This window comes from Streptomyces sp. NPDC059816 (assembly GCF_042732055.1).
Taxonomy (GTDB): domain Bacteria; phylum Actinomycetota; class Actinomycetes; order Streptomycetales; family Streptomycetaceae; genus Streptomyces.
The window spans coordinates 23,607-47,967 of the sequence record NZ_JBHWIQ010000001.1 but is presented as its reverse complement, the minus strand read 5'-3'; the positions used below and the strand labels follow the sequence as shown (position 1 = coordinate 47,967).

Genomic DNA, 24,361 nt, shown 5'->3' with positions numbered 1-24,361 from the left:
ACCCTGGGTTACGTGCAGCGCGTTTATGACTTCCTCCGCAGACACCCGACCGGGGTCGACGTCTTCTGGGCCGTCGTCCTGTTCGGGATCAACCTGGCGGGACTGATCAGCTCGGTGGACAACCCGCCCCCGCCGGACACCGCGCCCGGTGCGGTGCTGGGCGTCACCTCCGTGGCGCTGTCGCTGTTGCTGGGGCTGGTGGTCGCGCTGCGCCGCCGGGTGCCCGAGCGGATGCTGATCCTGGCCACCGTCGTCGGCCTGGCCCAGGTCGCGCTGGACGTGCCGGTGATGTTGGTCAACTTCGCCATGCTGGTGATCGTCTACACCGTTGCCGCGGACGGGGCCGGCTGGGCCTCCCGGTTCGCGCTGGTCGTGGGCCTCGCCGCGGCACCCGTGTCGACGCTCCGCTGGCCGGAACCCGACCAGACGGTGGTCCGTCAAGCGCTGTTCATCGTCTTCCTCATGGTGCCGTTCGCCCTCGCCTGGGTGCTCGGCGACTCCATCCGCACCCGCCGCGCCTATCTGGCCCAGCTGGAGGAGCGCGCGGCCCGGCTGGAGCGGGAGCGGGAGGCCCAGGCCAAGGTCGCGGTCGCCGCCGAACGCGCCCGCATCGCCCGCGAGCTGCACGACGTGGTCGCGCACAACGTCTCCGTCATGGTCGTCCAGGCCGACGGCGCCGCCTACGTCCTGGACGCCGCCCCCGACCAGGCGCGCAAGGCGTTGGAGACCATCTCCGGCACCGGCCGCCAGGCGCTCGCGGAGATGCGCCGGCTGCTCGGCGTGCTGCGCACCGGGGAGCCGGAGGAGTCCGGCGAGTACGTTCCGCAGCCCGACGTGGAGCAGCTGGGCGAGCTGGTGGAGCAGTGCCGCACGGCCGGTCTCCCCGTCGACTTCAAGGTCGAGGGCACGCCCCGCCCGCTGCCCAGCGGGGTGGAGCTGACGGCGTACCGCATCGTGCAGGAGGCCCTCACCAACACCCGCAAGCACGGTGGCCCCAACGCGGGCGCCAGCGTCCGGCTGGTCTACTTCGACGACGGCCTCGGCCTGCTCGTGGAGGACGACGGCAAGGGCGCCCCGCACGAGTTGTACGAGGACGGCGGCGCCGACGGCCGCGGCCACGGCATGATCGGCATGCGGGAGCGGGTCGGCATGGTCGGCGGCACCCTGGACGCGGGTCCCCGCCCGGGCGGAGGATTTCGCATCAGCGTCCTGCTGCCCCTCAAGCCCGCACACTGAACACACCGAAGGTCCGCTCCGGGGCCGTGCCGCGCCCGCGGCTGCCCGGGGCCGCCGGGTCGTCACGGGCGACCCGGCCGATGTCCGTACAGGAAGGGAAGTCCCTCATGACCCCGATCCGGGTGATGCTCGTCGATGACCAGGTGCTGCTGCGCACCGGCTTCCGGATGGTGCTCGCCGCCCAGCCGGACATGGACGTCGTTGCGGAGGCGGGCGACGGGGTCGAGGCCCTGGAGGTGCTGCGCGCGTCCTCCGTCGACGTCGTCCTCATGGACGTGCGCATGCCGAAGCTGGACGGGGTCGAGACCACCCGCCGGATCTGCTCGGGCCCCAACCCCCCGAAGGTCCTGATCCTCACCACCTTCGACCTCGACGAGTACGCCTTCTCCGGGCTGAAGGCCGGCGCCTCCGGGTTCATGCTCAAGGACGTGCCCCCGGCCGAGCTGCTGACCGCCATCAGGTCCGTGCACAGCGGTGACGCCGTGGTCGCGCCCTCCACCACCCGGCGGCTGCTCGACCGGTTCGCGCCGATGCTCCCGGAGACCGGCACCCAGCCGCGGAACAAGCAGCTGGAACGGCTCACCGACCGGGAGCGCGAGGTGATGGTGCTGGTCGCCCAGGGCCTGTCCAACGGGGAGATCGCGGCCCGTCTGGTGCTGTCCGAGGCGACCGTGAAGACCCATGTGGGGCGCATCCTCACCAAGCTGGGGCTGCGGGACCGGGTCCAGGTCGTGGTGCTCGCCTACGAGACGGGACTGGTGCGCGCGGGCGGCGGGGCCCGCTGAACCCGTGAGCGGGGGCGCGCGCCGGTGGCGGCCGGTCAGCGCAGGATGCCCTCCAGGAGGTCCGCCCCCAGCCGGGCCACCACCGTCACGTCGAGCTGGTGCAGCACGTAGCGACCGCGCCGACGGGGGCTGACCAGCCCGGCCTTCTTCAACACCGAGAGATGCCGCGACACCTCGGGGGCACTGATGCCCAGGGCGTGCGCCAGCTCACCCGTGGTGTACGGGGAACGGGCGATGTTGCGGCACAGCCGGAGCCGCACCGGATGCGCCAGTGCCTCCAGCCGGCGTTCCAGCAGCTCCACGGAGGCGGGCGCGGGCAGCTCCGCGGTCGCCACCGGGTACTGGATGACCGGCCGCCAGCCCGGGGCGTGCAGCGCCAGCAGGTGCGGCCAGCCGAAGTACGAGGGGACGAGCACCAGTCCGGTGCCGACCGCGGGGTCCACGGCGGTGGTGGAGCCCTGCGCCAGCTTGTCGAGGAAGACGTACCGGCGGTCCTCGTCGACCGACAGGGCGGGGGAGACCGCGGTGAGCGCCTCCACGAGTCCCTTGCGGCGCAGCAGTTCCGTCTTGTGTCGGGCGTCGGCGGCCAGTTGCCCCTGGACGCGGCGCCAGGTGTCGGCGAAGAACGCCTCCTCGCAGTCCTCGATGAGGCGGCGCAACCAGGCGCGCACGGCTCCCGGGTCCGCCAGGAGGCGTCGGGTGAAGTCGGTCTGGCGCGGGCCCCGGGTGGCGGCCAGCTCCAGGGACTCGGCGGCGACCGCGGGGTCGGTCAGCGGGGACGGCCGGCCCTGGTCGTAGGTCTGGTTGCAGGTGAACTCCAGTGCGGCGTTCACGAACCGCTCGTCGTCCAACCGGTCGAGCACGTCCAGCTCCTCGGCGAGGGTCGCCGCCGGCCGGCCGTGGTGACCGCGCAGCCCCGCGAAGGCCATGAAGACGTCCGAGAACGTCGTCCGCCACAGGAAGTCCGCCTCGCACAGGCGGTCTGCCAGGTCCGGCTTCAGGGACGCGGAGGTCGCGGTGGCCCAGCCGTGCAGGCCCGGGTGGTGACCCGGCTCCGCGAGGGCGTGCAGCGCGAGGCCCAGCTCCGCGAGGGGGGACGGCTCGAAGACGATCCGTTCGGGCGGTAGGCCCGCGATGTGGATGCGCACGCTCATGGAGCCATGGTGCACCCGGTTGCGGCCGGGGCCCGCGCCGATTGACGGCCGGCGTCAATCGGCGTGACCGGGTGACGGTGCCCGCCGCACGCTCGTGGGAGTTCGGCCCGGCCGATCCACCTACGAACCGAGGGGTACGCATGAGCCTCACTCAGCAGTACGCGTTGGACCTGTACCGGGCTCGGCGGCGGGGGGAGCCGTTGCCTCCGGCGCCGGGGCGCCACGACTGGCGGACTCTTGGGGAGTTCCGCGAATTCTCCCGTTTGCGTCGGGGGCGGCCGGCTCGGGGTCGCTGGTGGCGCACCCTGTTCCGCACGGCGCGCTGACCCGCTACGTCCCGCTCCCGCCCGCTGCCCTGCACAGTGCGCCCCGCTTTCGCGCAGTTCCCCGCGCCCCTGATCAGGTGCGTTCCGCTGGGCGTGTTCTGTTCAGCCGGGCTGCGCTGTGGTGTTGCGCAGTTCCCCGCGCCCCTGATCTCGGGTGCGGTCTCCCGCGGGTGCGGCCCTGCCAGACGGACATGAGCCACGACGGATAGGGGCGCGGGGAACTGCGCAAAGCAACATCGCACCCCACAGAACAACGCACGCGCAGCGGATCGCACCGGATCAGGGGCGCGGGGAACTGCGCGAAATCATCAGCGCACCGCGCAGAGCAGCGCACGCCGAGCGGATCGCACCGATCCAGCGCCCCCGCGAAACCGCACGGGCAACCACAGCGCCCCCGCGAAACATCGCACAGCAGCCGCCCAAGAACCACAGTTAGCATGACGACAAGTCGTCCGGTACCCCGAGCGGACTGGAACGGAAGGTCGTCACCGAGTGAACGCGCTCCACCCCCCCGACCCCAGGGACCGCCCCGCCCGCCTCACCGTCGGCGTCGTGGGAGCGGGCCGCGTGGGCCCCGCCCTGGCCGCCTCGCTGCAACTCGCCGGCCACCGCCCGGTGGCCGTGTCCGGCGTCTCCGAGACCTCGGTGCGCCGCGCCGCACACATGCTCCCCGACGTACCGCTGGTCACCCCCGAGGAAGTGCTGGCCCGCGCGGAACTCGTCCTGCTGACGGTCCCCGACGACGCCCTGCCCGGCCTCGTCGAAGGACTCGCGGACACCGGCGCGGTCCGCCCCGGCCAGCTGATCGCGCACACCTCCGGCCGGTACGGCGTGAAGGTTCTCGACCCCGCGCTGCGCGCCGGTGCGCTGCCGCTGGCCCTGCACCCGGTGATGACCTTCACGGGCACCCCCGTGGACGTGCAGCGCCTGGCCGGCTGTTCGTTCGGGGTCACCGCGCCCGAGGCGCTGAGGCTCGCCGCCGAGGCGCTGGTGATCGAGATGGGCGGCGAACCGGAGTGGATCGCCGAGGAGTCCCGGCCGCTGTACCACGCGGCCCTCGCCCTCGGCGCGAACCACCTGGTCACCCTGGTCGCCCAGGCCATGGACCTGCTGCGGACGGCGGGCGTCGCGGCCCCCGACCGGATGCTCGGCCCCCTCCTGGGCGCCGCCCTGGACAACGCCCTGCGCTCCGGCGACGCTGCGCTGACCGGGCCCGTCGCCCGCGGGGACGCCGGTACGGTCGCCGCGCACGTCGCCCAGTTGCGCGCGCACGCGCCCGGCGCCGTCGCCGGGTACCTGGCGATGGCGCGCGCCACGGCCGACCGGGCGCTCGCCCACGGACTGTTGAAGCCCGAACTCGCCGAGGACCTCCTCGACGTCCTCGCGGGTGAGCCGGGCCCCACGGAAGGCACCGCCCCATGACCGTCAGGCTGCTGCACACCGCCGCCGAGCTGCACGGGCCGGTCACCGGGCCCGGTGCGGCGCCCGCCGCCCGCCGTGCCGTCGTCATGACGATGGGCGCCCTCCACCCGGGCCACGCGGAGCTGATCCGCACCGCCCGCCGACAGGTCGGCACGGACGGCGAGGTCGTCGTCACCGTCTTCGTGAACCCCCTCCAGTTCGGTGCCGGCGAGGACCTCGACCGCTATCCGCGCACCCTGGACGCCGATGTGGAGCTCGCCGGGCGGGCGGGTGCCGACCTGGTCTTCGCCCCCGGCACCGACGAGGTCTACCCGGGCGGCGAGCCCCAGGTGCGGATCACCGCCGGCCCGATGGGCGAGCGGCTGGAGGGCGCCTGTCGCCCCGGCCACTTCGACGGCGTGCTCACCGTCGTCGCCAAGCTCCTCCACCTCACCCGCCCCGACCTGGCCCTGTTCGGGCAGAAGGACGCCCAGCAGCTCGCCGTGATCCGGCGCATGGTGGGGGACCTGAACTTCGGGGTGGACGTCGTGGCCGTGCCCACCGTCCGCGAGGAGGACGGTCTCGCGCGCTCCAGCCGCAACCGTTACCTCTCCGCCGCCGAACGGCGTACCGCGCTGTCCCTGTCGAAGGCCCTGTTCGCGGGCCGGGACCGGCACGCGGCCCAGGAGGCACTGCGGGCCCGGGCCGCGCTCGCGCCGAGCAGCCGCGCCCGGGCCGAAGCACTGGACGCCCTGGGCGAGGCCCGTGCGGCGGCCGATGCGCACGCCGTCGCCGGGGTCGCCCCGGGCGGGCCCGCCGCCGTGCGGGCCGCCGCCCGCCAGTGCCTGGACGCCGCGAGCCGTCTGGACCCGCCGCTCGTCCTCGACTACCTGGCGCTGGTGGACCCCTCCGACTTCATGGAGGTCCCCGACGACCACACCGGCGATGCCGTGCTCGCGGTCGCCGCCCGGGTCGGCTCGACCCGTCTCATCGACAATCTGCCCCTCGCCTTCGGCACGCCCGCGTCCGCCGGCGCGTCCGACCTCCCGGGAGCCGTCTCGTGACCCGCGCAGCACCGTCCCGCCCCGACCGGAGCACCGGCATCCGCCTGCACGCGCCCGCCCCCGGCTGGTCGCTCACCGCCGACGTCGTCGTCGTGGGCTCCGGAGTGGCCGGGCTGACCGCCGCACTGCGCTGCGCCGCCGCCGGCCTGGAGACCGTCGTCGTCACCAAGGCCCGGCTGGACGACGGTTCCACCCGCTGGGCGCAGGGCGGCATAGCGGCGGCCCTCGGCGAGGGCGACACCCCGCGCCAGCACCTCGACGACACCCTCGTCGCCGGCGCCGGACTCTGCGACGAGGACGCCGTACGGCTGCTGGTCACCGAGGGCCCGGACGCCGTGCACCGGCTCATCGACACCGGCGCCCGCTTCGACGAGTCCGAGGACGGCGGCCTGGCGCTCACCCGGGAGGGCGGCCACCACCGCCGCCGGATCGCCCACGCCGGCGGTGACGCCACCGGCGTGGAGATCTCCCGCGCCCTGGTGGACGCGGTCCGCGCCCGGGGGATACCCACCGTCGAGAACGCCCTGGTCCTGGATCTGCTGACCGATGCCGCGGGCCGGGCAGCGGGCGTCACCCTGCACGTGATGGGCGAGGGTCAGCACGACGGGGTGGGCGCCGTCCACGCCCCGCACGTGGTGCTCGCCACCGGCGGCATGGGCCAGGTGTTCGCCGCGACCACCAACCCGGCCGTGTCCACCGGCGACGGCGTCGCCCTGGCGCTGCGGGCCGGCGCCGAGGTCAGCGACCTGGAGTTCGTCCAGTTCCACCCCACGGTCCTCTTCCTCGGCGCGGACGCGGAGGGCCAGCAGCCGCTGGTCTCCGAGGCGGTCCGCGGCGAGGGCGCCCACCTGGTCGACGCCGACGGGGTGCGCTTCATGGTGGGGCAGCACGAACTCGCCGAACTGGCGCCCCGGGACGTCGTCGCCAAGGGCATCATGCGCCGCATGCGCGAACAGGGCGCCGCACACATGTACCTGGACGCCCGGCACTTCGGCGCCGAGATGTGGGAGCACCGCTTCCCGACCATCCTCGCCGCCTGCCGGGCGCACGGCCTCGACCCGGTCACCGAACCGGTCCCGGTCGCACCCGCCGCGCACTACGCCTCCGGGGGCGTGCGCACCGACGCCGACGGCCGCACCACCGTCCCCGGCCTCTACGCCTGCGGGGAGGTCGCCTGCACCGGCGTGCACGGCGCCAACCGGCTGGCCTCCAACTCGCTGCTCGAAGGACTCGTCTACGCGGAACGCATCGCCGCCGCCATCGTCAGCGCCGATCGCCGTCCCCGGGGACCGGAGCACGCACCGGAGCCGGTCGAGCACCCGCCGGCGCCCGCGCACCCCCTGCTGGCCGCGGAGGACCGGTTCCGCATCCAGCGGATCATGACCGACGGCGCCGGGGTGCTGCGCTCCGGGGACTCCCTCGCCCGGGCGGCCCGCGGGCTCCAGGACCTGCACACCGCCGCGCGGGACGCGTTGGCGGAGCACGGCAAGACCGCCGAACCCGGCGTGGACACCTGGGAGACCACCAACCTGCTGTGCGTGGCGCGGGTCCTCGTCGCCGCCGCCCTGCGCCGCGAGGAGACCCGCGGCTGCCACTGGCGCGAGGACCACGCCGGGCCCGACGACGCGCAGTGGCGCCGCCACATCGTCGTCACGCTCGCCCCCGACCGTGCGCTGGTGCTCGGTACGACGCCCGCGGCGGACTTCCCCCCGACCGTCGAGGTCACCGCATCGACCGCCGCCGCCCCCGGGCCCGCCGACGACCGGACCCGCCCGGGCGCGTACGCTGGCGCCGCGCCCGCACCGGCTGACGGCTCCCCAGGGGCGCCCCGCGGCACCCGTACCGCCGACCGCCCGACCGCCGTCCCCAGGAGCACTGAGCCGTGAGCGACACCCACCTTCCCCTCGTCCCCGAAGCCGGCTGCGGCGACGGCTGCGGCTGCGGTGCGCCCGCCGACGGTGCGTACGAGGAGGCCGCCGAGTGCGGTCTCGACCCGGCGCTCGCCGCCCTGCTGGCCGCCGCCGGACTCGATCCGGTCGAGGTCGAGGACATCGCCCACCTGGCCGTCGAGGAGGACCTGGACGGCGGGGTCGACGTCACGACCGTGGCGACCATCCCGGAGGACGCCGTCGCGACCGCCGACTTCACCGCCCGCGAGGCGGGCACGGTGGCCGGGCTGCGGATCGCCGAGGCGGTGCTGTCCATCGTCTGCACCGACGAGTTCGAGGTCGAACGGCACGTCGAGGACGGCGACCGGGTGACCGCCGGGCAGCCGCTGCTCAGCGTCACCTCCCGCACCCGCGACCTGCTCACCGCCGAGCGCAGCGCGCTGAACCTGCTGTGCCGGCTGTCCGGCATCGCGACCGCGACGCGCGCGTGGGCCGACGTCCTGGAGGGCAGCGGCGCGCAGGTCCGCGACACCCGCAAGACCACGCCCGGGCTGCGGTCCCTGGAGAAGTTCGCGGTCCGCTGCGGCGGCGGCGTCAACCACCGGATGTCGCTGTCGGACGCGGCCCTGGTCAAGGACAACCACGTGGTCGCCGCCGGCGGGGTCGCCCAGGCGTTCGCCCGGGTCCGCGAGGCGTTCCCCGAGGTGCCCGTCGAGGTCGAGGTGGACACCCTGCACCAGCTGCGGGAGGTCGTCGACGCGGGCGCCGACCTGATCCTGCTGGACAACTTCACGCCCACCGAGACCGCGGAGGCCGTCGCCCTGGTGAAGGGCCGCGCGCTGTTGGAGTCCTCCGGCCGCCTCACCCTCGCCAACGCCCGCGCGTACGCGGACACCGGAGTCGACTTCCTCGCGGTGGGCGCGCTCACCCACTCCTCGCCGATCCTGGACATCGGCCTGGACCTGCGCGAGGCGGCGCCCGCGCCCCGGACGCACGACGGTGGAGCGGAGTGACCCCATGCTGCTGACGATCGACGTGGGCAACACCCACACCGTGCTCGGGCTGTTCGACGGTGAGGAGATCGTCGAGCACTGGCGCATCTCCACCGACGCCCGCCGCACCGCCGACGAACTCGCCGTCCTGCTCCAGGGACTCATGGGCATGCACCCGCTGCTCGGGATGGAGTTGGGCGAGGGCATCGACGGCATCGCCATCTGTTCCACGGTGCCGTCGGTGCTGCACGAGCTGCGCGAGGTCACCCGGCGCTACTACGGGGACGTCCCGGCCGTCCTGGTGGAGCCGGGCATCAAGACCGGGGTGCCGATCCTCATGGACAACCCCAAGGAGGTCGGCGCCGACCGCATCATCAACGCGGTCGCCGCGGTCGACCTGTACGGCGGGCCCGCGATCGTCGTGGACTTCGGTACGGCAACGACCTTCGACGCGGTGTCCGCGCGCGGGGAGTACACCGGCGGGGTGATCGCCCCGGGCATCGAGATCTCCGTGGAGGCGCTCGGGGTGCGCGGTGCGCAGCTGCGCAAGATCGAGCTGGCCAGGCCGCGCAGCGTGATCGGCAAGAACACGGTGGAGGCCATGCAGTCGGGCATCCTGTACGGCTTCGCCGGGCAGGTCGACGGGGTCGTCACGCGGATGGCGCGGGAGTTGGCGCCCGATCCCTCCGACGTCACCGTCATCGCCACGGGGGGGCTTGCGCCGATGGTGCTCGGGGAGGCGTCCGTCATCGACGAGCACGAGCCCTGGTTGACGCTGATCGGGCTCCGTCTCGTCTATGAACGCAACGTAGCCCGCATGTAACGCCGCGCTGGCCTGTACGTCCCGGTGCGCGTCCGCTGTTCCGTGCGGTGCGCTGCGGTCACCCGCGCAGTTCCCCGCGCCCCTGATCCGGTGCGTTCCGCTGTACGTGCCTTGTTCAGCGGGGTGCGCTGGTGCTTCGCGCAGTTCCCCGCGCCCCTGTCCATCGGGCCGAGCACGTCCGCCCGCAGCTGCCCCCACCAGGAGCGCCCCGACAGGGGCGCGGGGAACTGCGCACGCCGAGCAGGTCGCACCCGATAGGGGGCGCGGGGAACTGCGCAAACCCGCAGCGCACCGCGCAGAACAGCGCACGGCGAGCGGATCGCACCTGATCAGGGGCGCGGGGAACTGCGCGAAACAACAGCGCACCTAACTGGACACCGCACGCGCAGCGGATCGCACCCAACTGGACACCGCACGCGCGCAGCGGATCGCACCGGAGGAACGAGACACGCTGACAAAAGGCGAGTTTTGTCTGATTAGCGCGTATCGTCACCCCATGCCCACGCCCTACGGATCTTGCGGCGGCCTGGCGTTCAGCGCCAAGGAGCTACGTGTGCTCCGCCGTGCCCTCGCCCTCGCCGTTCACCCCCGGCCCGTATCCGCCGAGGACGTCCAGGACTCCCTCCGCCTCGCCGAATCGGTGGACGAGGCACTGCACGAGAGCGCCCGGCTGCGCGCCTTCCTGATCGCCGACCTGACCCGCTACCGGGCCGCCCTGCCCGGCACCACCAGCGGCTACCTCACGCTCCTTGAGGAGGTGCTCGCGGTCGGGTACCAGCCCGTCCCGGACGACCTCGCCGCCCTGCGTGCGCTCCGGGGCAGCCCGGTTGCCGCGGCGCTCCTGGAACGCTGTCGGGTCCTCGCCGAGCGCGCGGTGCGGGTCCACCTCGCCGCCCGGACGGTGCCGGTGCCGGCCGCTCCGGTGTACGCGCCCGCCGGTCGCTCCGGCGGCACCGCGGTGGCCGTCCTCCCGGCCTCCCGGGCCCGGCTGACCGCCCTGCCCGGCGGGCTGGTCGCCCCGCGCGCCGCGAGCGGGGACACCCCCGCCGAGCGGCCCAAACCGGCCGGCCCGGCCGACCCCGCGGCGCCGCACCGCCCGGTGCCCACCCCGGCCGAGGTGTTCCCGCCGCGCCGGCGCCCCGCGGCCCCGGGAAAGCCCGGCGGGACCCCCGCGCCCGATCCGGCGCCGCCCGCCGAACCGCCCCAGCAACGGGCGGCCGGATAGCGCTCGCTACCCTGACCCCATGGACTACGTCTCCGCGCTGCTGCCCCCCACGGTGATGGCCGTGTTCTTCACCGCGCTCATCGTGACGATCGTGAAGACCCAGGGGGGCGACAAGAAGGCCAAGGAGGACGCGGCCGTCGACTACGCCCTCCGCCAGGCGGAGCGGGCCCGCCAGTCGACCGCGGTCCGCGACGACAGCGCCTGAGGCCCACCCGAGCAGCCGAGCCCCGGCGGAGCCCCGCACCGCGGGCCCGCCGAACCCGCCGCCGCGCGCACCCCGCGCGGCGGCGCACCCCTTTCGCGATACCGCACCGAACAGCTGCGATTTGTCGCGCCGCAGGTGAATTATCCGGATATGGTGCGAGCTGTGCCTCGCCCCCTGGGAGAACTCGAAGACTCGGTCATGACGCGGGTCTGGCAGTGGAACCGTCCGGTGACCGTGCGAGAAGTCCTCGAAGACCTCCAGCGGGAACGCACGATCGCGTACACCACCGTGATGACCGTCCTCGACAACCTCCACCAGAAGGGCTGGGTGCGCCGCGAGGCCGAAGGGCGCGCCTATCGGTACGAGGCCGTGTCGACCCGGGCCGCCTACTCGGCCGCACTGATGAACGAGGCGTGGTCGCAGAGCGACAATCCGGCCGCCGCCCTCGTCGCGTTCTTCGGCATGATGTCGCCCGAACAGCGCGAAGCCCTCAGCGACGCCGTACGCATGGTGCAGGGCCCCGAAACCCCGCCCCCGCCCGCACCGCGAAACGAACCCGCGCACGACACGGCTAACGACGCGGGGAAGCCCGCCGAGCCGACCCGGAGCCCCGAGGGCGAGCCCCCCGCGTCGAACGCGGAGGACGGGCGATAGCGTCCGTTCATGCCAGCAGAGCAACCCGGAGTTCCGGCGGTCCCGACGAATGTCCCAGATTCCGAGGTCACCGGGGCACCCGCACCCGTCAGGAAAGCGGTCACCGTCCGACGGGCCCGTACCAGTGATGTCGCCGAGGTGCGCCGACTCCTTGACGTCTACGTCAACAAGCGCATCCTCCTCGACAAAGCCACGGTCACGCTTTACGAGGACATCCAGGAGTTCTGGGTGGCGGAACGCGACGACAACGCCCAGCTCGTCGCGTGCGGGGCGTTGCACGTGATGTGGGAAGACCTCGCGGAAGTGCGCACACTTGCCGTGAACCCCGCGCTCAAGGGCGAGGGCGTCGGCCATCAACTGCTGGAGAAGCTGCTCCAGACCGCCCGCTGGCTCGGTGTTCGGCGCGTTTTCTGCCTCACCTTCGAAGTCGACTTCTTCGCGAAGCACGGCTTCGTCGAGATCGGTGAGGCGCCCGTGGACTCGGATGTGTACGGCGAGCTGCTGCGTTCCTATGATGAGGGCGTCGCCGAGTTCCTCGGACTCGAACGAGTGAAACCGAACACCTTGGGCAACAGCCGGATGCTTCTGCATCTGTGAGCGACCGGACATCGTATTCCGCTCAGTCCACGCCGCGGTGCCCTATGTCCGAAACGCGTGTGTTTCCTAGGCTTCTCGGGAGCGATCGGTCCGGGCGGTCTCGCCTAGGGGTTTGTGTTTTCCCAGCAAAAGCGGTTTGCTTTCCGACGTACTGCTGTACTGCATATAACAAGGGACGGCGAATCGGCGGCGGGTGCCGCGGGGACCGACCCGCACGTTATCGATGAAAGGAAAATCCGGTGGCACAGAAGGTTCAGGTCCTTCTTGTCGACGACCTCGACGGTGGCGAGGCCGACGAGACCGTGACGTTCGCGCTGGACGGCAAGACCTACGAGATCGACCTCACGACGGCCAACGCGGACAAGCTGCGCGGCCTGCTGGAGGCGTATGTGAAGGGTGGGCGCCGCACCGGCGGCCGGTCCGCGGGCGGTCGGGGCAAGGCCCGTGCCGCGGCGGCCGGGGGCAGCGGCCAGGAGACGGCCCAGATCCGTGCCTGGGCGAAGGAGAACGGATACGAGGTCAACGACCGGGGCCGGGTCCCGGCGAACATCCGTCAGGCGTACGACGACGCCCACCGCTGATCACGCGCTCGGCCCAACCGGAGCCGTAGGCACTCGCTGGCCACGGCGTCCACGAGCCGAACGAGGTCGGGGGCGTCCCCACCGCCCCCGCGCGCGTTCCCTCGCACACGGTGCGCCGTGAGGGGGCGTAGCGCCGGGAGCGAGGGTTCCACCGGCCGCCCCGGCTCGGGGGGCCGCACCCATGAGGTGGCCCCTCCTGCGGGGCCGCCGCCCGGCGCCGGCCAGCCCGGCGGCCGGGGCGCCTCGATCGATTGGCCCGCGCCGACGGCCACCAGTCCCAGTTCCCCGGCCAGCGCCCCCCACTCCAGCCAGGCGAGCAGGCCCGGCACCTCTTCGGCGGAGCCGGCGGCCACCAGGAACCGCGTGCGCGGGCCGCAGCGGGCCACCGGCCCCACCGCCGCCCTGCCCAGTCGCTCCAGCACCGCGCGGGCCGCCCGTGACGGAACCTCCAGGGCGTCGAAGCGCACTCCGGTCACCAGGAGCACCCCCGGCCCGGCGCCGGCCCCCCGCGGGGCCCCGGGAACCGTCGGCCAGCCCAGCTCGTTCTCGTACCACTGGCGCACCCCGCCGCCGTCGGGGAGCGGACGTCGGGGGCGGGGAACGGTGGGAGCCATGTCGGAACAACAGCCACAGCAGGGCCGTGGTTACGCACCGTGGTCACCGGTCGGCCCAGGGTGGCCGAAACGGTGCGCACGACCCGGGGTCACGCCGCGCGGTTGTTCGCCCGTAGCGGAGGGGAGGGGGGCTCCCCGCATGGACTGTCCGTACGTGCGGGTAAGACATCCCTAGTGGGGAGGGGCGACACGCAAGGCCCGGGCGGTCCCCGTTCGCCATCGGCGTACTGATGGTAGGGGTAACTGCCTGGCCTGCGGGAACATCGTCTCGCACCATCGGGTTGGAGCAGATGTCGGCGTTCGGGGTCAGGAGGCCACGCACGGGTGTCGGCAGTTGGAATGAGCGGTCCCCGCTTGCGGGACTAAGCTGCGGAAGGACAGGGAGGGGACCGACCCCTTTCACTGCCTGACCGCTCTGAGGAGCGATTAACGATGTTCGAGAGGTTCACCGACCGCGCGCGGCGGGTTGTCGTCCTGGCTCAGGAAGAGGCCCGGATGCTCAACCACAACTACATCGGCACTGAGCACATCCTCCTGGGCCTGATCCACGAGGGTGAGGGTGTCGCCGCTAAGGCCCTGGAGAGCCTCGGGATTTCTCTTGAGGCGGTCCGCCAGCAGGTGGAGGAGATCATCGGCCAGGGCCAGCAGGCCCCGTCCGGGCACATCCCCTTCACCCCCCGTGCCAAGAAGGTCCTGGAGCTGTCGCTCCGCGAGGCCCTTCAGCTGGGCCACAACTACATCGGCACGGAGCACATCCTGCTCGGCCTGATCCGTGAGGGCGAGGGCGTCGCCGCCCAGGTCCTGGTCAAGCTGGGTGCCGACCTGAACCGGGTGCGGCAGCAGGTCATCCAGCTGCTGTCCGGCTACCAGAACAAGGAGACGGCCACCGCCGGAGGTCCCGCCGAGGGCACCCCGTCGACGTCCCTGGTCCTGGACCAGTTCGGTCGCAACCTGACGCAGGCCGCCCGGGAGTCCAAGCTCGACCCGGTCATCGGGCGCGAGAAGGAGATCGAGCGGGTCATGCAGGTGCTGTCCCGCCGCACCAAGAACAACCCGGTCCTCATCGGCGAGCCCGGCGTCGGCAAGACCGCCGTCGTCGAGGGACTGGCGCAGGCCATCGTCAAGGGCGAGGTGCCCGAGACCCTCAAGGACAAGCACCTCTACACCCTCGACCTGGGCGCGCTGGTCGCCGGCTCCCGCTACCGCGGTGACTTCGAGGAGCGCCTGAAGAAGGTCCTCAAGGAGATCCGCACCCGCGGCGACATCATCCTCTTCATCGACGAGCTGCACACCCTCGTCGGTGCGGGTGCCGCCGAGGGCGCCATCGACGCGGCGAGCATCCTCAAGCCGATGCTGGCCCGCGGCGAACTCCAGACCATCGGTGCCACCACGCTGGACGAGTACCGCAAGCACCTGGAGAAGGACGCCGCCCTGGAGCGCCGCTTCCAGCCCATCCAGGTCGCCGAGCCGTCGCTCCCGCACACCATCGAGATCCTCAAGGGTCTGCGCGACCGCTACGAGGCGCACCACCGCGTCTCCATCACGGACGACGCCCTGGTCCAGGCCGCCACGCTGGCCGACCGGTACATCTCGGACCGCTTCCTGCCGGACAAGGCCATCGACCTGATCGACGAGGCCGGCTCCCGGATGCGCATCCGTCGGATGACCGCGCCGCCGGACCTGCGCGAGTTCGACGAGAAGATCGCCGGCGTCCGCCGCGACAAGGAGTCCGCGATCGACTCGCAGGACTTCGAGAAGGCCGCGTCCCTGCGCGACAAGGAGAAGCAGCTCCTCGCCGCGAAGGCCAAGCGCGAGAAGGAGTGGAAGGCCGGCGACATGGACGTCGTGGCCGAGGTCGACGGCGAGCTGATCGCCGAGGTCCTCGCGACCGCCACCGGCATCCCGGTCTTCAAGCTGACCGAGGAGGAGTCCTCGCGTCTGCTGCGCATGGAGGACGAGCTCCACAAGCGGGTCATCGGCCAGAAGGACGCCATCAAGGCGCTCTCGCAGGCGATCCGCCGCACCCGGGCGGGTCTGAAGGACCCGAAGCGCCCCGGTGGGTCGTTCATCTTCGCGGGCCCCTCCGGCGTCGGCAAGACCGAGCTGTCGAAGACCCTCGCGGAGTTCCTGTTCGGCGACGAGGACGCGCTGATCTCCCTCGACATGTCGGAGTTCAGCGAGAAGCACACCGTCTCGCGGCTCTTCGGCTCGCCCCCCGGCTACGTCGGCTACGAAGAGGGCGGCCAGCTCACCGAGAAGGTGCGCCGCAAGCCGTTCTCCGTCGTGCTGTTCGACGAGGTCGAGAAGGCCCACCCGGACATCTTCAACTCCCTGCTCCAGATCCTGGAGGACGGCCGTCTCACCGACAGCCAGGGCCGGGTCGTGGACTTCAAGAACACCGTCATCATCATGACGACCAACCTCGGCACCCGGGACATCTCCAAGGGCTTCAACCTGGGCTTCGCCGCCCAGGGCGACGTCAAGACCGGGTACGAGCGCATGAAGGCCAAGGTCAACGACGAGCTGAAGCAGCACTTCCGCCCGGAGTTCCTCAACCGTGTCGACGACACGGTGGTCTTCCACCAGCTCACCGAGGAAGACATCATCCAGATCGTGGATCTGATGATCGACAAGGTGGACGAGCGCCTCAAGGACCGCGACATGGGCCTCGAACTGAGCCCCACCGCCAAGTCCCTGCTCGCCAAGCGCGGCTACGACCCCGTCCTGGGCGCCCGGCCGCTGCGCCGGACCATCCAGCGGGAGATCGAGGACATCCTCTCCGAGAAGATCCTCTTCGGTGAGCTGCGCCCCGGTCACATCGTGGTCGTCGACACCGAGGGCGAGGGCGAGGAGATCGCCTTCACCTTCCGCGGCGAGGAGAAGACCGCACTGCCGGACGTCCCGCCGATCGAGCAGGCCGCCGGTGGGGGCGCGGGCCCCAACCTGAGCAAGGAAGCGTGACCCCGCCCCGCGCGGACCGCACACGCTGAGGGGTTGCCCCCGGACCTACGAGTCCGGGGGCAACCCCTTTTCCGGGTCTACGTCCGTTCCCTCGCCTCCGGTCCGGTCCTCAATGCGGACCACATTCACCGTGTCCGGTAGTTCGCTCAGCCCGCGCAGCGGCACTTCGTCGCCGTGGGCCGCGTCAATCGTCAGCAGCATGAGCCGGGGGAATCGGACGGGAAACAGCGAAAGGTCGAGGGGGTGCGCGGGGGGCCGGCCGACCAGGGTCAGCGCCTGGAGTTCCGGCAGGTCGAACCCGTCGGGGATCGTGGCGAGTTCCCGCATCCACACCACGAGTTCCGTCAGCCGCCGGATCTTCGCCATTTCCCGCCAGTCGCCCGGGGACACGGCGTCGCGGAAGAGCCCCAAACAGAGGTCGTCCCGGACGTCCATCGACTGGAGCAACGCCCAAGGGACCCGGCCGACGGACTCGGTGACGTCCAGGGTCACCGACGTCGGCCGATATCGGAAAACGTACTCCGCGACGGCATTCGGTTCGATGCCTCCCCACAGGTGCACCCGGGGACGTCCGCCGAGTTCTCCCAGGGCGCGGAGTTCGGCTGCGCTCTGCACCGTGAAGAACAGTTCTTCGGGGTCGAGCCGGGCGATGACGTCCCTGGCGTAGCGGGCCGTGTCGAAACGGTGCCAGGACCAGGCGAGTTGCGACCGTATGGAAAGGGACGGGTCGTGTGCGTAGCGGGCGAGGAAGGGAATCGCGGCGTCGGACTCGATGCGTGACGCCGTGATGACCACCATGCGGGATTCCTTCGCTCCCAGTTCGTCCGGTCCGGGCAACAGATCGAGGACGAGCGGGCCGATCGTGGCGAGTTCTCGGGCGGCTTCCGGATTCGGCGGGGGAATGAGCGCGTTCAACCGTTCCCCGACCCGTTCGCGCACCGCGGGGTCGAGTTCCGTCGCGTGTTCCAGGCAGGCGGCGGCCAGCAAGTGGATGCGGCTGCGGTCACGGCTCTCGGCCGCCCGGTCGCCCGCCGCCACCAGGCCGTCGAGGATCTCCGCGCGTTCCCGGGGGCGGGCGTGGCCCACCGCCATGCGGATGACGTCCTCCCACTGGTCGTCGGCGGCGTGCCGGGTCAGCAGCCCGATGTCCCACTCCTCGACGGCCCGGCGGGCGCCCAAGTAGTCCTGGAAGGTGCGGTGCACGAAGGTCACCGCGCCGGGGGACGGTTCGAGGAGCAGACCGCTGCGCAGCAGGAGGTGGGCGAAGACGGTGCGGGCGCCGCCGAGGGCCGCCGCTTCGGGTACGGCGGGCAGCGCCTCGCCGATGATGGCCTCGGCGCGGTCCCGGTCGAGTTCGGTGCGGCCGTTGCGGATCAGCCAGTAGGCGAGCCGTTGCAGGAGTTGGGTCTGCGGTTCCTGGCGCAGCTCCAGGCCGACCGTGGTGAGGACGTCGCGCTCCCGGTCCCGTCGGGCGAGCAGCATCGCGAGGGCGGCCTCGTACAACTCCTTGCGGCCGTGCGGGAGGTAGCCGCGGCGGTCCCGGTGCAGGGCGCAGATCAGTCCGCACATCAGCGGGTTGGTGGCCAGCCGGCCGAGGTCGGGTTTGGTGGTGACGGCGGTGAGCAACTGCCGTTCGTAGGAGTCGAGCAGGGCGGTCGTGGGTGCGTCGGTGCCGTGGCGGGCCGCGGAGTGCCAGCGGTGGATGAAGGAGTCCACGTGGGTGCGGCTCATGGGGGAGAGGGTGAGCTCCGTGAAGCCCTCGTCGGCCAGCCAGTCCTCCCGGACGGCGGAGGGGCGGGAGGTCACCAGCCAGCGGTTGCCGGGGTACGCAGTGACCAGGTCGCCGAGCCAGGTCCGGGTGCGGTCGCGTTCGACGTCGGGGACCTCGTCGATGCCGTCCACGAGGACGAGTGCGCGTCCGCTGGTGAGGACGTGGTCGGCCCAGCCCTGGGGTTGGGCGCCGGCGAGCGGGGAGCCGATGGCGTCGAGGAAGCGTTCCGGGCCGGGGAGCCGTTCGCCGTGCCGGGTGAGGGTGCGCAGCGGAAGGACGAACGGCACGAGGTCGTACAGATGGGCCAGCGGGCCGTCCGGGGCGGCGCGGGTGGCGGAGACGGCGAGCCACTGGACGAGCGTGGTCTTGCCGGAGCCCGCGACGCCCCGCAACAGGACCTTGGAGTGGGTGGCGAGGACCCGGTCGGCGAGGTGCGTGGTGGCGGGCCGTGGGGCGGTGAGGTGGTCGGCCAGGGCGCCGGACCGCGGCGGTTCGACGGGCTCCTCGGTGGAGGTGAGGCTCAGGTACGCCAGGTCCAGCGGCCAGGCGCCCGGTGTTGCGGTGAGGTCGATGCCGTAGATGGTGAGCTTGCTGTGCTTGGTGGCGACGTGGGTGCGGTAGCGGCGTTCGAAGGCGGCCCGGACCGTGTCGGGGCGGGGGGCGCGGGTGATGAGTTCGTCCAGTTTGGCGATGGTCTCGGCCTGGACGCGGCTCTGGGCCACCAGGGTGCGGGCGATGAAGGTGGAGCGCTGGGTGAAGAAGTGCAGCACGTGCAGACAAGCCCACTCGACGGCGGAGGAGAGGAACAGCGCGGCGTCGGCGGACAGGTGGTGGTCCGGGGGCGGGGCGGCGGCCTCGGCGGCCCGGGTGCGCAGGGTCTTCGCCAGTTCGCGGTGGCCGAGTTGCACGGCCTGGACGTCGTCCATGTCGAGGTCACCGAGGGCGAGCAGCGTAGTGGCGAGGGCGTCGGCGATGACAATCGCCTCGTCGGCGGGGAAGGCGCGTTCGCCGGGTGAGGTGACGGCCTCGCGCACCAGGCGGCCGGCGAGCCGGTGCAGCTGTGCTTCGGAGAGGGTGCGCCGTTCGCCCCGGAAGGACACGTAGGCCGAGAGCCGTACCGGCTGGTCGACCAGTCCCGCGCCGGGGCCCTCCGTCACGAACAGCTTCTTGACCAGGGGGGCGATCGCGCTGGAAGCGAGGCGTGCGCCCAGTACCGATGGGTCCATCCGGTCTCCCCCGTGGTCTTTCCCGTGCTCTTGGTGGTCCCCGTGTGCCCTGGGTCACCTCCGCCGCCCCGAATCGGCCCCGACCGAGCCCGGTTCGACGTCCGCAGCGGTGCCCGGAACGCCAGGTCGAGAGTAGCCCGGGTCACATTCGGGGGGTGCTGGATCTTGCCTCCCGGTGACATGGGGCACAGGCGTTTTGCCCGGTACTACGGGGATTAGTGGATGGTTCGCGGCGGGTGGCCCGAGGTGGTGGACGGCTGGGGCGGGGCGGTCACGGGGCGTGGGCGGAGGGTGTGCGAGGTGGGGCCCGGGAGGGCGGGCGTTGAGGCGGTCCACTGCACCAAACCACCCACCTCAGGGTTTTTTATGGCCCATTTCGCCTGAAAAGGGACGCAGGGTGAACGCTGTCAAGGCCCCTCCGGTGTGACGTTTATGTACGAGTTCGCCTAGTAGTGGAGGGGTTTGAACCGATGTGGGGTGGCGGGTTACCAATGAATCGCACCCCGGTCGGTACAGCGACGTACGCCGGGTCACCCCGTACCTGTCCGAGATCGCGCACCCCACGGTCCCGATGCCTCACCCGAGAGCGTCACAGCGGCCCGCGCGGCTCCCTCAGGACGCGTACGTCCCCCCAATCCGGAGGTTCCCGTATGTCTAAGTTCGCCACGTCCCTCAAGTCCGGTTCGTCCCTGATTCGTACCCGGACGGTCGCCGTCGTCGCCGGCGTCGGAGTCTCGGCCGCACTGGGCGCCGGGGTCGCGGCGGCTGCGACCCCGGGTCACGCCGTCACCTCGGCCCCGAGCACGGTCGCCGAGTCCGTCAAGGTCCAGGCCGCCGCCCAGGCGAAGGCCGCCAAGGCCACCGCCGCGGCGCAGGCCAAGGCCGCCGAGGCCGCGAAGGCCAAGAAGTCGGTCACCGCCAAGCCGGTCGCCGCGCAGAAGAGCACCGGCTGGGTCAAGCCGCTCAGCTCCTACGCGCTGTCCGCGAGCTACGCCCAGGCCGGCGGCATGTGGGCCAGCAAGCACTCCGGCCAGGACTTCGCCGTCCCGACCGGCACCCCCGTGAACTCCATCAGCGGCGGCACCGTCGTCAAGGCGGGCCCCAACGGCGGTGGCGACGGTCCCGCGTACGGCAACGCCGTCGTGATCAAGCACAACAACGGCAAGTACTCGCAGTACGCGCACCTGTCGAAGGTCAACGTGCAGATCGGCCAGAAGGTCAGCGCCGGTCAGCAGATCGCCCTGTCCGGCAACACCGGCAACTCCAGCGGTCCGCATCTGCACTTCGAGATCCGCAACACCGCGAACTACGGTTCCGCGATCAACCCGGTCACGTTCCTCAAGGGTGTCGGCGTCTCGTTCTGACCCGACCGTCCCACGCCCCAGGGCACCCAGGCCCCCGGCCACCGCTTCCGTGCGGTGACCGGGGGCCTCGCCGTGCCCGCCGCACGGGGTTCCCCGTGGTCCGGGTCACTCGCCGGGCGGGTTGAGCATCGGGAAGCTCCCCGTGTTCGTGGGGGCGTGCTCCGGCAGCCACAGCACCGCCACCGCCCCCTCGGCGGGCGCATCCGCCGGCGCACCGGGCGTCCGGACGTTGCGGAAGGTCAGCCGGGCCCCCAGTACCCGGGCCTGACCTGCGGCGATGGTCAGTCCGAGCCCGTGCCCGTGCCCCGCCCGGTCACTGCTGCCGGTGCGGAACCGGCTCGGTCCCTCGTCGAGCAGTTCCTCCGGGAAGCCGGGCCCGTGGTCGCGCACCCGCAGCACCCGGCCCTCGACGGTGACCTCCACGGGGGTCCGACCGTGCTTGGCCGCGTTCGCGAGGAGGTTGCCGAGTATCCGCTCCAGACGGCGCGGGTCCGTGGTGACCTCCGACTCGTGGAGGACGTTCACCCGGACGCCCGTGTCCCGGACCGCGACCCGACGCGTCACGAACTCGCCGAGCATGATGTCGTGCAGCTCGGCGCGCTCGGTGGCGCTGTCCAGCCGCGCCACCTCCAACACGTCCTCCACCAGGGTCCGCATCGCCTGCGCCCGGTCCTTGACCAGCTCGCTGGGGCGGCCCGGGGGCAGCAGCTCGGCCGCGGTGAGCAGCCCGGTGACCGGGGTGCGCAGTTCGTGCGCGATGTCCGCGGTGACCCGGCGCTCGGCCTCCAGCCGCTGGCGCAGCGCGTCCGCCATCGCGTCCACCGACCAGGCGAGGTCGTCCGTCTCGTCCCGGACCATCCCGCCGATCGCCTCGACGACCCGGACCTCGGTGTTCCCCTGGGCGACCTGGCCCGCGGCCACCGCCGCCTTGCGCAGCCGCCGGGACAGCTGGCCCCCGATGAGCACCCCCAGGGCGCAGCCGCCGAGCACCACCGCGGTCGAGCCGATGATCAGTGCCTGGTCCAGATCCCGCATGATCGTCGCACTGCGGTCCCGGAACGGGCTGTGCAGGGACAGCACCCGGCCGTCCTTGAGCGGCACCGCCGCCCAGATGTCGGGACTGCTGCTCGCGTCACCGGCCGCGACATAGGTGGCGCGCCGGCCCTCGATGGCCTTCGCGCGCAGCTCGCCCGGGGTGTCCGGGTCGTCCACCCGGGCGCCGAACTGGAGCCGCCCGGTGGCCTCGTAGATCCGCTGGGCGACCTGCGCCCGCTCGTCCTGGAGGTCACGCGCGTTGTCCAGCATGGACCCGCGGGCGGCGTTGTGGACGACCAGGCTCAGCACCAGGGCGACCAGGGCGCCGACGAGCGCGATGGCGGCACTCAGTTTCCAGCGCAGACCCGTTCGCAGGCTCAGTCCGCGCACCTTCCCCCACACGTCTATCTCAGGCCCTCAGCTTGTATCCGAAGCCGCGCACGGTCTCGATGCGGTCCTGGCCGATCTTCGCGCGCAGCCGCTGCACATGGACGTCGACCACCCGGGTGTCCCCGCCCCAGCCGTAGTCCCACACCCGTTCCAGCAGCTTGTCGCGGGAGAGTACGGTGCCGGGCGCCGCCGAGAACTCCAGCAGCAGCCGCATCTCGGTCGGGGTCAGCGCGACGGGGCGACCCAGGCGCAGCACCTCCATGCCGACGGTGTCGATCTCCAGGTCGCCGAAGGTCAGCACCCCGCCGACCCCGGCCTGCGCCCCGACGGCGCCGTCCTGGTGGCCCGCACCGGTGGCGCCCGTGCCGCTGGCGTGCCCGAAGCGGCGCAGCACCGCCCGGATGCGGGCCACCAGGACGGCGCCGTCGAAGGGCTTGGTGACGTAGTCGTCGGCGCCCGCCTCCAGCCCGAGGACGACGTCGATGGAGTCGGCGCGCGCCGAAAGCATGATCACCGGGACGGTCGACTCGTCCCGGATGCGGCGACACAGGCTCACCCCGTCCAGCCCGGGCACCATCACGTCGAGCAGCGCGATGTCGGGGCGGTCCGCCCGGAACGAGTCGAGGCCCGAAAGCCCGTCGGGCATCGCGGTGACCACGAAGCCGTCCCGCTCCAGTGCGAGCTGGGTCGCCTCGCGGATGACGTCGTCGTCCTCGACGAAGAGGACGTGGGTCTGCTCTGCCATCGGAATCCGTATCCGTCGCTCTCAGTTCCCGGGCGGCTCGGCGCTGGGGGTGCCCACCGCGTTGCTGTAGTCGTTGTGGGTGCGGGCCTGCTCCGTGAAGGAACCGTCGGCCCACCGGTACGTGATCACGTCCTCGCCCGAGGGGAACGCGACCGGGTCCTGCTCGGCGTAGACCTGCTGGGTGACCACGAGGTCACCGCGGTCGATCTCGGCGTACACCGGGGGTTCTTCGGACCGGAAGACGTTCGTGTAGTCACCGCCCTGTGGACGGTACACGTACGCGCCCAGCCCCACGTTGTCCCCGCAGGACAGGACGTTGACGACGACGTCGGGGTGGGCGGCGCCGGTGAGGTTGCCGTAGCTGACGTCCACCGGGGGGCCGTCCTCGGGCCCGGTGCAGGGCCGCAGGTCCTTCTTCACGCCCTCGCTGACCTTGGGGTCGTCCATCAGCAGCCGTACGGCGTTGACCCGCTTGGGGGCGGGCGACGGCGAGGCCGTGCGCGGGGCGACCGACTGCCCGCCCGGTTCCTTGCGGGCCGGTCCCTCGTCGCGGGTGCCCGTGCCACCGTCGGTGCACGCCACGAGGAAGACACCGAGCACGCCGAAAACGCCGACGGCGGTGAGCGCGGCCACGGCCGTACCCCCCGCCTTCGGCGTGCACGTCGTTCGGACGCGGCGCGTCCGGACGACGGTCGGCTCGGGTGGAGCGGTGTCCCGCTCCTTCCCGGACCGGATTCCTAGGCCGCGCAACGCTCCTGCTCCTCACGTTCGAGCGCGCTCGCGTCGAGACGCCGGCTCTCCAACTCCTGGCGGAGCCGTGCGAGGGCTCGGTGCAGCGTGCTCTTGACCGTACCGGCCGACATGCCGAGGGCGGCGGCCGTCTCCTCCGTGGACATCTGCTCCCAGTGTCGCAGCACCACGACACTGCGTTGCTTGGGTGCGAGGACCTTCATGATGTCCATCAACAGCGCGCGGTCCGCGTGCTGTTCGGTGCTGTCCTCGACGCTGCGCTCGGGCAGCGTCTCGGTGGGCACCTCCTCCAGCTTCCGGGCGCGCCACCACTCCGTCCGCGTATTGATCATCACGCGGCGCAGGTACGCATCGGCCAGCCGCTTGTCCGCGATCCCGTCCCAGCGCCCGTAGGTACGGACCAGGGCGGTCTGGAGGAGGTCTTGCGCCTCCACCGGATCGGGGACCAGTCGGCGGGCGCTGCGCAGCAGTGCGTCCTGCCGCGTGCGGACGTACTCCTCGAATTCGAGCACCTCGCCGTGCGCCATTCCCCGTCGCCTCCGATCCGGCCCCTGGCCGATGTCTCCCGTTGGT

The 24,361-nt window shown here is 72.2% G+C and carries 20 protein-coding genes and 1 pseudogene; 14 read left to right on the top strand and 7 right to left on the bottom strand.

The window, feature by feature from the left end; translation table 11 throughout:
• Nucleotides 1-12: 12 nt before the first annotated feature.
• Together ACFV88_RS00210 and ACFV88_RS00205 are read left to right on the top strand one after the other, a co-directional pair.
• Nucleotides 13-1,236: a sensor histidine kinase gene (locus ACFV88_RS00210; RefSeq protein ID WP_385484110.1), complete on the top strand. Its 1,224-nt coding sequence runs from the start codon at nucleotides 13-15 to the stop codon at nucleotides 1,234-1,236.
• A 107-nt stretch (nucleotides 1,237-1,343) separates the two neighbouring features.
• Nucleotides 1,344-2,021 (top strand): response regulator, encoded by a 678-nt coding sequence (locus ACFV88_RS00205; RefSeq protein ID WP_385484107.1) that lies wholly within the window; start codon nucleotides 1,344-1,346, stop codon nucleotides 2,019-2,021.
• 35 nt (nucleotides 2,022-2,056) lie between these two features.
• Here ACFV88_RS00205 and ACFV88_RS00200 read toward each other — a convergent pair whose 3' ends face one another.
• The gene (locus ACFV88_RS00200) at nucleotides 2,057-3,175 is read right to left on the bottom strand and encodes a DUF5937 family protein (RefSeq protein WP_385484104.1); all 1,119 of its coding nucleotides are present in this window, start codon (nucleotides 3,173-3,175) and stop codon (nucleotides 2,057-2,059) included.
• 818 nt (nucleotides 3,176-3,993) lie between these two features.
• Between ACFV88_RS00200 and ACFV88_RS00195 the strand changes: the two genes are divergently transcribed.
• The 10 genes and pseudogenes from ACFV88_RS00195 to ACFV88_RS00150 all read left to right on the top strand — a co-directional run bounded on the left by ACFV88_RS00195 (nucleotide 3,994) and on the right by ACFV88_RS00150 (nucleotide 12,932).
• The gene (locus tag ACFV88_RS00195) at nucleotides 3,994-4,923 is read left to right on the top strand and encodes a Rossmann-like and DUF2520 domain-containing protein (RefSeq protein WP_385484101.1); all 930 of its coding nucleotides are present in this window, start codon (nucleotides 3,994-3,996) and stop codon (nucleotides 4,921-4,923) included.
• Nucleotides 4,920-5,966 carry a pantoate--beta-alanine ligase gene (gene panC / locus ACFV88_RS00190; protein WP_385484098.1) on the top strand — a complete coding sequence of 349 codons (1,047 nt, stop codon included), beginning with the start codon at nucleotides 4,920-4,922 and terminating at the stop codon, nucleotides 5,964-5,966. The genes ACFV88_RS00195 and panC overlap by 4 nt, the downstream gene beginning before the upstream one ends.
• Nucleotides 5,963-7,681: pseudogene (locus ACFV88_RS00185) on the top strand (L-aspartate oxidase); the annotation flags it as partial. The gene panC and the pseudogene ACFV88_RS00185, both read left to right, overlap by 4 nt.
• A gap of 167 nt (nucleotides 7,682-7,848) precedes the next feature.
• Nucleotides 7,849-8,868 (top strand): carboxylating nicotinate-nucleotide diphosphorylase, encoded by a 1,020-nt coding sequence (nadC, locus tag ACFV88_RS00180; RefSeq protein WP_385484095.1) that lies wholly within the window; start codon nucleotides 7,849-7,851, stop codon nucleotides 8,866-8,868.
• A gap of 4 nt (nucleotides 8,869-8,872) precedes the next feature.
• Entirely contained in the window at nucleotides 8,873-9,670 is a 798-nt protein-coding gene (locus ACFV88_RS00175) for a type III pantothenate kinase (protein ID WP_385484092.1), read from the top strand.
• Between the two features lie 496 nt (nucleotides 9,671-10,166).
• On the top strand, nucleotides 10,167-10,895 hold the full coding sequence (locus tag ACFV88_RS00170; RefSeq protein ID WP_385484089.1) for a hypothetical protein: 729 nt from the start codon (nucleotides 10,167-10,169) through the stop codon (nucleotides 10,893-10,895).
• 19 nt (nucleotides 10,896-10,914) lie between these two features.
• Entirely contained in the window at nucleotides 10,915-11,100 is a 186-nt protein-coding gene (locus ACFV88_RS00165) for a hypothetical protein (protein WP_385484086.1), read from the top strand.
• Nucleotides 11,101-11,262: 162 nt separating this feature from the next.
• The gene (locus tag ACFV88_RS00160) at nucleotides 11,263-11,754 is read left to right on the top strand and encodes a BlaI/MecI/CopY family transcriptional regulator (protein ID WP_385484083.1); all 492 of its coding nucleotides are present in this window, start codon (nucleotides 11,263-11,265) and stop codon (nucleotides 11,752-11,754) included.
• Between the two features lie 9 nt (nucleotides 11,755-11,763).
• Entirely contained in the window at nucleotides 11,764-12,351 is a 588-nt protein-coding gene (locus ACFV88_RS00155; protein WP_385484080.1) for an amino-acid N-acetyltransferase, read from the top strand.
• A 239-nt stretch (nucleotides 12,352-12,590) separates the two neighbouring features.
• The gene (locus ACFV88_RS00150) at nucleotides 12,591-12,932 is read left to right on the top strand and encodes an Lsr2 family protein (RefSeq protein ID WP_385484077.1); all 342 of its coding nucleotides are present in this window, start codon (nucleotides 12,591-12,593) and stop codon (nucleotides 12,930-12,932) included.
• Here the strand turns inward: ACFV88_RS00150 and ACFV88_RS00145 are convergent.
• Nucleotides 12,905-13,546: an SCO3374 family protein gene (locus tag ACFV88_RS00145; RefSeq protein WP_385484074.1), complete on the bottom strand. Its 642-nt coding sequence runs from the start codon at nucleotides 13,544-13,546 to the stop codon at nucleotides 12,905-12,907. The two genes, ACFV88_RS00150 and ACFV88_RS00145, sit on opposite strands and share 28 nt — an antisense overlap.
• A 432-nt stretch (nucleotides 13,547-13,978) precedes the next feature.
• Between ACFV88_RS00145 and ACFV88_RS00140 the strand changes: the two genes are divergently transcribed.
• The gene (locus ACFV88_RS00140) at nucleotides 13,979-16,507 is read left to right on the top strand and encodes an ATP-dependent Clp protease ATP-binding subunit (RefSeq protein WP_385484071.1); all 2,529 of its coding nucleotides are present in this window, start codon (nucleotides 13,979-13,981) and stop codon (nucleotides 16,505-16,507) included.
• 45 nt (nucleotides 16,508-16,552) lie between these two features.
• Here ACFV88_RS00140 and ACFV88_RS00135 read toward each other — a convergent pair whose 3' ends face one another.
• Entirely contained in the window at nucleotides 16,553-19,504 is a 2,952-nt protein-coding gene (locus ACFV88_RS00135) for an NACHT domain-containing protein (protein ID WP_385484069.1), read from the bottom strand.
• A gap of 650 nt (nucleotides 19,505-20,154) precedes the next feature.
• Between ACFV88_RS00135 and ACFV88_RS00130 the strand changes: the two genes are divergently transcribed.
• A complete protein-coding gene (locus ACFV88_RS00130) occupies nucleotides 20,155-20,868 on the top strand; it encodes a M23 family metallopeptidase (protein WP_385484066.1) in 714 nt (237 codons plus the stop codon).
• 105 nt (nucleotides 20,869-20,973) lie between these two features.
• Here the strand turns inward: ACFV88_RS00130 and cseC are convergent, their stop codons facing one another.
• The 4 genes from cseC to ACFV88_RS00110 form a co-directional block, all read right to left on the bottom strand.
• Nucleotides 20,974-22,311: a two-component system sensor histidine kinase CseC gene (gene cseC, locus ACFV88_RS00125; RefSeq protein ID WP_385485144.1), complete on the bottom strand. Its 1,338-nt coding sequence runs from the start codon at nucleotides 22,309-22,311 to the stop codon at nucleotides 20,974-20,976.
• Nucleotide 22,312: 1 nt separating this feature from the next.
• The gene (cseB, locus tag ACFV88_RS00120; RefSeq protein WP_385484063.1) at nucleotides 22,313-23,038 is read right to left on the bottom strand and encodes a two-component system response regulator CseB; all 726 of its coding nucleotides are present in this window, start codon (nucleotides 23,036-23,038) and stop codon (nucleotides 22,313-22,315) included.
• Nucleotides 23,039-23,059: 21 nt separating this feature from the next.
• Nucleotides 23,060-23,671, bottom strand: coding sequence for a hypothetical protein (locus ACFV88_RS00115; RefSeq protein ID WP_385484060.1), 612 nt, complete (start codon nucleotides 23,669-23,671; stop codon nucleotides 23,060-23,062).
• A 104-nt stretch (nucleotides 23,672-23,775) separates the two neighbouring features.
• Nucleotides 23,776-24,315 carry a SigE family RNA polymerase sigma factor gene (locus ACFV88_RS00110; RefSeq protein ID WP_385484057.1) on the bottom strand — a complete coding sequence of 180 codons (540 nt, stop codon included), beginning with the start codon at nucleotides 24,313-24,315 and terminating at the stop codon, nucleotides 23,776-23,778.
• Nucleotides 24,316-24,361: the final 46 nt, after the last annotated feature.

Coding starts and splice junctions, on each gene's coding strand:
- ACFV88_RS00205 (WP_385484107.1), top strand. CDS start 1,344: ATGACCCCGATCCGGGTGATGCTCGTCGATGACCAGGTGCTGCTGCGC.
- ACFV88_RS00200 (WP_385484104.1), bottom strand. CDS start 3,175: ATGAGCGTGCGCATCCACATCGCGGGCCTACCGCCCGAACGGATCGTC.
- panC (WP_385484098.1), top strand. CDS start 4,920: ATGACCGTCAGGCTGCTGCACACCGCCGCCGAGCTGCACGGGCCGGTC.
- ACFV88_RS00175 (WP_385484092.1), top strand. CDS start 8,873: ATGCTGCTGACGATCGACGTGGGCAACACCCACACCGTGCTCGGGCTG.
- ACFV88_RS00170 (WP_385484089.1), top strand. CDS start 10,167: ATGCCCACGCCCTACGGATCTTGCGGCGGCCTGGCGTTCAGCGCCAAG.
- ACFV88_RS00165 (WP_385484086.1), top strand. CDS start 10,915: ATGGACTACGTCTCCGCGCTGCTGCCCCCCACGGTGATGGCCGTGTTC.
- ACFV88_RS00155 (WP_385484080.1), top strand. CDS start 11,764: ATGCCAGCAGAGCAACCCGGAGTTCCGGCGGTCCCGACGAATGTCCCA.
- ACFV88_RS00145 (WP_385484074.1), bottom strand. CDS start 13,546: ATGGCTCCCACCGTTCCCCGCCCCCGACGTCCGCTCCCCGACGGCGGC.
- ACFV88_RS00140 (WP_385484071.1), top strand. CDS start 13,979: ATGTTCGAGAGGTTCACCGACCGCGCGCGGCGGGTTGTCGTCCTGGCT.
- ACFV88_RS00135 (WP_385484069.1), bottom strand. CDS start 19,504: ATGGACCCATCGGTACTGGGCGCACGCCTCGCTTCCAGCGCGATCGCC.
- ACFV88_RS00130 (WP_385484066.1), top strand. CDS start 20,155: ATGTCTAAGTTCGCCACGTCCCTCAAGTCCGGTTCGTCCCTGATTCGT.
- cseB (WP_385484063.1), bottom strand. CDS start 23,038: ATGGCAGAGCAGACCCACGTCCTCTTCGTCGAGGACGACGACGTCATC.
- ACFV88_RS00110 (WP_385484057.1), bottom strand. CDS start 24,315: ATGGCGCACGGCGAGGTGCTCGAATTCGAGGAGTACGTCCGCACGCGG.